Raw genomic sequence first — 7,276 nt, forward strand, 5'->3', positions numbered from 1 at the left:
CCGTACGAAGTTCCGTTCCAGGATGGGCAGCGGCATACGCCCTGCGTACGCCGGGCGGAGTCAGCCGGCCACGCGCCTTGGCATCGAGGAAAGGGTCGCGATGCTCAATCTGTCGATCATTCTGGAAGACAGTGCCCGCCATGTTCCGGACCGCACCGCCCTGGTCTTCGGCGACCTGCGCCTGCCGTACTCGATGGTGGATTCTGTCGCGAACCAGGTGGCCAGCCTCCTGGTCGCTCGGGGGATCGGCAAGGGCGACAAGGTCGCGCTGCTCTGCCCTAACGTGCCGTACTTCCCCTTCGTCTACTTCGGCATCCTCAAGGCCGGGGCGACCGTGGTGCCGCTCAACCTGCTGCTGCAGCCGCGTGAGATCGCGTACCACCTGACCGACAGCGACGCCAAGGCGCTGTTCTGCTTCGAGGGCACGCCCGAGCTGCCCATGGGCGCGCGCGGGCGGGAGGCCTTCGAGGCCACCGACGGGTGCGAGCAGTTCATCGTGCTGCCCGCGACGCCGCTGGCCACCGAGTCCGAGCACGGCGAGTCGTTCTGGGCGGCGCTGGACGGCATGTCGGCGGAGTTCGAGACGGTCCAGACCGAGCCCGGCGACACCGCGGCCATCCTCTACACCTCCGGCACCACCGGCCAGGCCAAGGGCGCCGTGCTGACCCACGCCAACCTGCTGATCAACACGATGGTCAGCGACGGGATGTTCCCCGCCGATCCCGAAGGCGACGTCTCGCTGGCCGTGCTGCCCCTCTTCCACTCCTTCGGCCAGGTCTCGGTCATGAACGTCTGCCTGCGCAGGCGCGGCACCCTGGTGCTCCTGCCGCGCTTCGACCCCGGTGCGGCGCTGGAGCTCATGGTCCGGGAGAAGGTGACCATGTTCGCCGGCGTGCCCACGATGTACTGGGCGATGCTCTCGAAGATCCACAGCGACGGGGACGAGGTGCCCAAGACGCTGAAGGTGGCGGTGTCCGGGGCGGCCTCGCTGCCGATCGAGGTGCTCAAGGACTTCGAGGCCACCTTCGGCATCCCCATCCTGGAGGGCTACGGCCTGTCGGAGACCTCCCCGGCGGCCAGCTTCAACCAGCTCAGCCGGCCCACCAAGCCCGGCACGATCGGCTTCCCCATCTGGGGCGTGGAGATGCGGCTGGTGGACGACGAGTGGAACCCCATCGAGGGTGAGGGCCCCGGCGAGGTCGCCGTGCGCGGGCACAACATCATGAAGGGCTACTACGGCAGGCCGGAGGAGACCGCCGAGGTCATGCGGGACGGCTGGTTCCGCACCGGCGACATCGCCACCCGCGACGAGGAGGGCTACTACTCCATCATCGACCGCACCAAGGACATGATCATCCGGGGCGGCTTCAACGTCTACCCGCGCGAGGTGGAGGAGGTGCTGATGACGCACCCGTCGGTCTCACTGGTGGCGGTGGTCGGCGTGCCCCACGACTCCCACGGCGAGGAGGTCAAGGCGTACGTCATCCTGGCGCCCGGCGCCACGGCGAGCGGGGACGAGCTCATCGGCTGGGCCAAGGAGAACATGGCGGCCTACAAGTACCCGCGGATCATCGAGTTCCGCGAGACCCTGCCGATCTCGGCCACCGGCAAGATCCTCAAGCGCGAGCTGCGCTAGCGAGCTGGTGAGCGTCGCGGGGACCGTTCACCGGCTTCAGGGCAGCCAGTCGATCGCGGCGGCGAGCTCTGACGGCGTGTTCCCGAAGGTCTCGCGGAAGACCCGGGTGAAGTGCGGGCCGTCGGTGAAGCCCGCGCTGTGCGCGGCCGCGGTCAACGTCTGTCCCGCGGCCACGAGGTCGATGGCGCGCTGCATGCGCAGCCACCGCACGTACGGCCGCAGCGGGATCCCCACGTGCGCGCCGAACAGGTGCGCCAGCCGGCTCGGCGACAGGTGGACCGTGTCCGCCACCGTACGCAGCCGCACCGGCCCGCGGCGCAAAAGCGTGGGGATCACCGCGATCGCCGCCTCCACCGCCGGGTGGAGGCGGGCGCCCTCGGCCGCGCTGTGGCCGGTCCACCCCTCTACCGTCCGCAGCGCGGCCGCCGCCTCGGCCGAGCGAGCGTGACCGGCCGCCGGCTCGGCGAACATGAGCGGCCGGACGCCCTCGGTCGGGACCGGCGGATCCTGGAGAGCCGGTGCCCAGGCCGACGCCGTGGATCCCACGCCGAAGCGCGCCAGCAACGACCGGCCGGGCGAGCTGCGCGGATCCAGCAGGACGAGCAGGGCGTCGTGCGCCCCGACGCGCACCGCGTGCCGGACGTCCGGGGGGACGATCGCGATCTGCGTGGTCAGTTCCCCGCCGTGGGCGTCACCCATCGTGAACGGCTGCGCGGACACGATCAGCTGGACCGCGTGGTGCGCGTGCAGGTCGTTCCTGCCGACCGTGCCACCGAAAAGCAGGAGGCCGGGTCGGAGTAAGCACCAGCCCCGCCAAGGATGTGACATCTCACCGTCCTTCTCCTGCGGCCAGCGTATCCGCTTGGCGCGGAACGGTCTGGAACCGGCTGGAACGAGATGGATCGCCTTCTGGGTGACGGCATTCAGCCGTCGCGAAGGGAGGAAAGGAAATGGCCATGTGGGTCACGCCCGAGATGAGCCGCGACGCCTTCTGGGCACAGCTGATCGAGCCCATCTGCTCGTGCCTGTGCGGTTCCAACAGCGGTTCCGGAGCCGGCTCCTGACCATGGTCCGAGGTGGGGGCCGCGGGACAGGCTGATCCGGGCTCCTTCCGGAGGCGGATCGAAGGGCGGGCCGGCCGGCCTGCTGAGCGAGCCGTGAAAGCCGGCCCGCCCGAACCGCTGCCTCTCTTTGAGTTCTGAGAGGAAATGTCTTGCTTGCCGAACTTCTGACGTCGGCGTCAGTTCCCAAGGATCTTGTCTACTTCAACGACGGCGCGCGCAACCTCGTCGTCAACCCGGAGCTGGGCGCCTGGCAGGTGCTCGACGCCGCCGAGCTCGACGTGCTGCGCCGCCTGGCCAACGACCGGCCCTTCCCCGAAGGCACGGCGCAGGGCGGCGAGCGCATCCTGGCCAAGCTGGTGATGGGCTGGCTGGTCTACCTGCCGGGCAAACAACCCGTCCTGCGCCAGGTCGACGCGCCGCTGAAGATGCTCTACTACGCCATCACCGACGGCTGCAACCTGCGCTGCCCCTACTGCTACGCCTCCTCCGAGAAGCCGCTGCCCGGCGAGCTGAACACCGCTGAGTCGCTGGAGCTGGTCACCCAGGCCGCCGAGATGGGCGCCGAGGTGGTCATCTTCACCGGCGGCGAGCCGATGCTGCGCAAGGACCTGTTCGTCGTGGCCGGGCGGGTGAAAGAGCTCGGGATGCGGGCCAACATCATCACGAACGGCACCATCATCAGAAAGCCGGAGATGGCCCGCCGGGTCGCCGAGACCTTCTCCACCGTCACGGTCAGCATGGACGGCGGGACCGCCGAGATCCACGAGCGCACCCGCGGCAAGGGCACCTTCGCCAAGACCGTGGCCGCCCTGCGCATGCTGAACGCCGAAGGCGTCCGCCCGATCGTCAACCACGTGATCACCCAGGAGAACGTGGACCGCGTCGACGCGCTGGCCGACCTGCTGGCCGACATCGACGTCGCCCGCGTACGCGTCATGCACCACAGCGACCTGGGCCGGGGCGCCACCGACAGCGACTCCTTCGGCTGGGCGGAGTACCGGCGGCTGCACCGGTTCGTCTGGACCGATCCACGCTCCAAGAACCTGCTCCCCGACGGCCCGCTGGGCCAGAAGTCCTGCCAGACCCGGGTCAACTGCGGCCTCGGCGGCAACGAGGTGTACGTCGACTCGCTCGGCAACCTGTACCCGTGCAAGCTCGTCACCGGCACCGAGCACCTGGCCGGGAACGTCAAGCGCAAGCCGTTGCGCGACCTGTTCGCCGCCCAGGTCCTGGCCGACCTGCGCTCCAACGCGGTCTTCGCCGGTGACAACCTCACCGACTGCAGCCGGTGCTACATCAGGGGCGCCTGCGCTGGTGGCTGCCGGGCGTACCACATGGCCGAGACCGGCAGCCTCAAGCGGAACTCGCGGGCGCTGTGCCGGATCCTGCGCCACCAGATGATCACCTCGATGTGGGTGGGGGCGGGCGCCGGCCGGGACGTCGTGGTCGACGACGAGGACGCGGCGCTGCGCCCGAGGCTGGTGGCCACCGACGAGGAACACCCGGTGTACGAGGACTGGAAGGCCTACATGGCGAGCCAGACCCCGGCGCCGCCGAGCAGGACCCTGCCGCTGCAGGTCGTGGGAGGCACGCGATGAAGACATGGGCGATCGGCCAGAACGTGGTGTGGACCGAGACGGAGGACGAGGTCCGCCTGTACGACACCACGGCGGGCGAGTTCCAGACCCTCAACCAGACCGCGTCGGCGATCTGGCGGCAACTGGTGAGAAACGGCGACCAGGGCGCGATCGTGACCGCGCTCGCGGCGGAATTCGGAGCACAGGATGACAATCAGCGGCACCTCATCTCCAGCGACGCGGAACGTTTCCTCCGCGCCCTCGCCGACGCCGGACTCGTGGTCGAACAGGGTGGGTGAACCGCCACCGGCTCCGGGCCTGATCGACCTGATCATCCGCGGCCTGGAGCAGGTCGGCACGGTCACCGTCCCCGTCACCGGCGTCAGCATGCTGCCCACACTCCGGCATGACGACCGCGTGGTGCTGGAGGCGGTGGCCGTCGAGACGATCAAGCCGCAGGACGTGGTCGCGTTCCGCGCCGACGGGCGGCTGGTGCTGCACCGGGTGCACGCGGTCCGGGCCGGCCACCTGATCACCGCGGGCGACAGCCAGCGGCTCTACGACCCGCCGGTGCCGCTGGCCGACGTCGTGGCCGTGGCTCCGCGGGTCCCGCCGCGCGACAAGCCCAGCCGGTGGCCGTCCCAAGGCGGCGAGGGGCCGGTGGACGTCTGGCTGGTGGAGCCGACCAACGGCACGGAGGAGGAGATCGTGCCGCCCTGGTGGCGGCTGCGGCGCCGTACCAGGGAAGGGGTCTGTGTGTCCGGCGAGGTGCTGGCCGAGATCCGCGCGGCGGCCGAGCGGGCGCCGACCGTCGGGGTCAGCGAGAAGGCCGTGTTCGCCGCGCGGGACGTGCTGGGCGCCGCGACGCTGCCCGCCGGGACGCAGGTGCTGGTGGGCTGCTCCTTCGGCCACCTGCACGAGCCGATGCGCGGCCACCTCGTGCCGAGCGAACTCGCCGACGTGCTGGTCAGGGTGGGCGAGCCGGAGGAGCGGCTGGACGCCGCCGAGACCCTGCGCCGGCTGACCCGCCTGGTCGCGAGCGCCTCGTGAGCGCGGCCCCGATCGTCACGGCACGGTCGCTGACCAAGAGCTACCCGGGCATGACCGGGCCCGCCGTCGACGCGCTCACCTTCGACCTGCTCGAAGGCACGGTCGCCGGCCTGCTCGGTCCGAACGGCGCGGGCAAGACCACGCTGGTGAAGATCCTCTGCGGCGTCACCGGGCCGTCCGGCGGGCAGGTCAGCGTCCTGGGCGGGGATCCGTTCCACGACGCCACCAAGGTCAAGCCGCATCTCGCGGTCGTGCACCAGTCGATGCCCGTCGACAACATGCTGCCCGCCATCGACAACATCCGGATCGCGGTGGCCTTCCGCGGGCTGCGGTGGCGGTCGGCGCGGGCCCGGGTGGAGGAGCTCCTCGTCCAGTTCGGTCTGGAGGGCGTCACGCAGCAGCTGGCGTTCACCTTGTCAGGGGGCCAGCGCAGGCGGCTGCAACTCGTCAGAGCCCTGCTGGTGGTGCCCCGGCTGCTGATGCTGGACGAGCCCTCCGCCGGGCTGGACGTGCAGGGGCGGCGGCAGATGTGGGAGGCGATCGGCAAGCTGACCAGCGAACACGGCACCACCGTGATCTGGACCAGCCACCACCTCGAAGAGATCGAGCGCAACTGCGGCCGCGTCCTGATCATGGACCATGGGGGGCTGATCAGGGACGACACGCCGGCCGTACTCGTGCGGGAGTACGGCCAGCGCTCCGTCCGCCTGCGGCTGCCCGACCCGGCCGACCGGGCCCGCCTGGCGGCGCTGCTGCCGCCGGGAGCCGTCGCCGACGGGGACCGCGAGGAGATCGAGATGGGCGCCGACGGCGACCTCACCGCCGTGATCGAACTCGTGCGGGAGGCAGCGGGGCGCGGGGCGGCGATCGAGTTCCGGGTGCCGTCGCTGGAGGACGCCTACGTCGCGCTGGTGGACCGGCGCCGGGAGGAACTCGCATGAGCACGGGCACCCGCGCGATCATCTACCGCGATTATCTCCTGCTGACCAGGAACCGCACCAACCTGCTGCTCGCGGTCGTCCCGACCGCCATCTACCTGCTGATGTTCGCCACGTCGCTGAGCGCGCTCGTGGGCACCGTGACCTATCACGGCGTCGCGGTGAGCTACCCCGAGTTCGCGATCCCGGCGATCATCCTGTCGTCCATGCTGGCCGCCTCGACCACCACCGGCACCTCCCTGTTCCAGGAAGAGGTCGGCGGGATGGCGGTCGAGCTGTGGTCGTACCCGATGAGCAGGCTCTCCTACATCGTCGGCAAGATCATCGCGACGACGGCGCTCGTCCTCGCCCAGAGCGTCGCGGCGCTGCTGCTGGGAGTGCTGGTCTTCCGGCTGACCTGGCCGGCGGAGAACTGGCTGGCGCTGGCACTGGGCACGCTGGCCGCGTCGCTGCTGTTCAACGCCTTCTACCTGCTGGTGGCCACGTTCGTGCACGACTTCCAGCGGTTCATGGTGCTCATCAACGTTCTCGGGCCGTTGCTGCTGTTCTCCAGCCCGTCCTTCTACCCGGTCGAGCAGATGCCGGCCGTGCTGCAGGTGGTCAGCCGGTTCAACCCGGTCACCTACGGCATCGAGGCCATTCGCGGCGGCGCCGTCTTCGGGCTGGGCGCGAGCTGGCCGCTGGTGGCCGGCCTGCTGGCCGCGGCGGCCGTGTCGATGGCGGCGATCGCCGCCATCATGGCCCGCCGTATCCGCCAACTCTGAGGGGAGGTGACAAACGCCATGAAGTGGGAGACTCCGCAGATCCGCCCGCTGGACATCCAGCCGGTGGGGATGATCATCATCAACTGTTCCTGCTCGTGCAACGCCAACGCCGGCGCGGGCGCGGGATCGGGTGGCTGATCGATTTTTCCTTTAGTTCCAGGACCGCGCGTTGTTTCGCGCGGTCCTGGCCGTTCCAGCCCAAAAGATCAAGATCGTTTGGGGGCAACCAGCTCGGGTCGGCCGCCGT

Annotated in this window: 9 protein-coding genes; 8 read left to right on the forward strand and 1 reads right to left on the reverse strand. The window is 70.0% G+C overall.

The features are described 5' to 3' along the window. The first annotated feature begins 100 nt into the window (after nt 1-100). A complete protein-coding gene (locus HNR40_RS37095; RefSeq protein ID WP_184969873.1) occupies nt 101-1,636 on the forward strand; it encodes a long-chain-fatty-acid--CoA ligase in 1,536 nt (511 codons plus the stop codon). Between the two features lie 36 nt (nt 1,637-1,672). On the opposite strand, the gene HNR40_RS37100 is transcribed toward HNR40_RS37095, so the two are convergent. After that, nucleotides 1,673-2,464: a helix-turn-helix transcriptional regulator gene (locus tag HNR40_RS37100; protein WP_184969875.1), complete on the reverse strand. Its 792-nt coding sequence runs from the start codon at nt 2,462-2,464 to the stop codon at nt 1,673-1,675. 128 nt (nt 2,465-2,592) lie between these two features. On the opposite strand from HNR40_RS37100, the gene HNR40_RS58185 reads away from it, so the two are divergent. From HNR40_RS58185 to HNR40_RS58190, 7 genes are all read left to right on the forward strand, one after another. Further along, the gene (locus tag HNR40_RS58185) at nt 2,593-2,700 is read left to right on the forward strand and encodes a hypothetical protein (RefSeq protein ID WP_512699318.1); all 108 of its coding nucleotides are present in this window, start codon (nt 2,593-2,595) and stop codon (nt 2,698-2,700) included. Nucleotides 2,701-2,849: 149 nt separating this feature from the next. Continuing rightward, nucleotides 2,850-4,298 carry a StsB family radical SAM/SPASM domain sactipeptide maturase gene (stsB, locus tag HNR40_RS37105; protein ID WP_184969877.1) on the forward strand — a complete coding sequence of 483 codons (1,449 nt, stop codon included), beginning with the start codon at nt 2,850-2,852 and terminating at the stop codon, nt 4,296-4,298. Then, nucleotides 4,295-4,576, forward strand: a complete 282-nt coding sequence (locus HNR40_RS37110) for a PqqD family protein (protein ID WP_184969879.1) — start codon at nt 4,295-4,297, stop codon at nt 4,574-4,576. The genes stsB and HNR40_RS37110 overlap by 4 nt, the downstream gene beginning before the upstream one ends. Next, nucleotides 4,569-5,327, forward strand: coding sequence for a S24/S26 family peptidase (locus HNR40_RS37115; RefSeq protein WP_184969880.1), 759 nt, complete (start codon nt 4,569-4,571; stop codon nt 5,325-5,327). Before HNR40_RS37110 ends, HNR40_RS37115 begins: the two co-directional genes overlap by 8 nt. Next, nucleotides 5,324-6,268 (forward strand): ABC transporter ATP-binding protein, encoded by a 945-nt coding sequence (locus tag HNR40_RS37120; RefSeq protein ID WP_221341304.1) that lies wholly within the window; start codon nt 5,324-5,326, stop codon nt 6,266-6,268. Before HNR40_RS37115 ends, HNR40_RS37120 begins: the two co-directional genes overlap by 4 nt. Further along, nucleotides 6,265-7,029, forward strand: coding sequence for an ABC transporter permease (locus HNR40_RS37125; RefSeq protein ID WP_184969882.1), 765 nt, complete (start codon nt 6,265-6,267; stop codon nt 7,027-7,029). Before HNR40_RS37120 ends, HNR40_RS37125 begins: the two co-directional genes overlap by 4 nt. Nucleotides 7,030-7,047: 18 nt before the next feature. Further along, complete coding sequence (locus HNR40_RS58190; RefSeq protein ID WP_512699319.1) at nt 7,048-7,167, forward strand: hypothetical protein; 120 nt, start codon at nt 7,048-7,050, stop codon at nt 7,165-7,167. Nucleotides 7,168-7,276: the final 109 nt, after the last annotated feature.

Source organism: Nonomuraea endophytica, from assembly GCF_014203235.1.
GTDB lineage: Bacteria > Actinomycetota > Actinomycetes > Streptosporangiales > Streptosporangiaceae > Nonomuraea > Nonomuraea endophytica.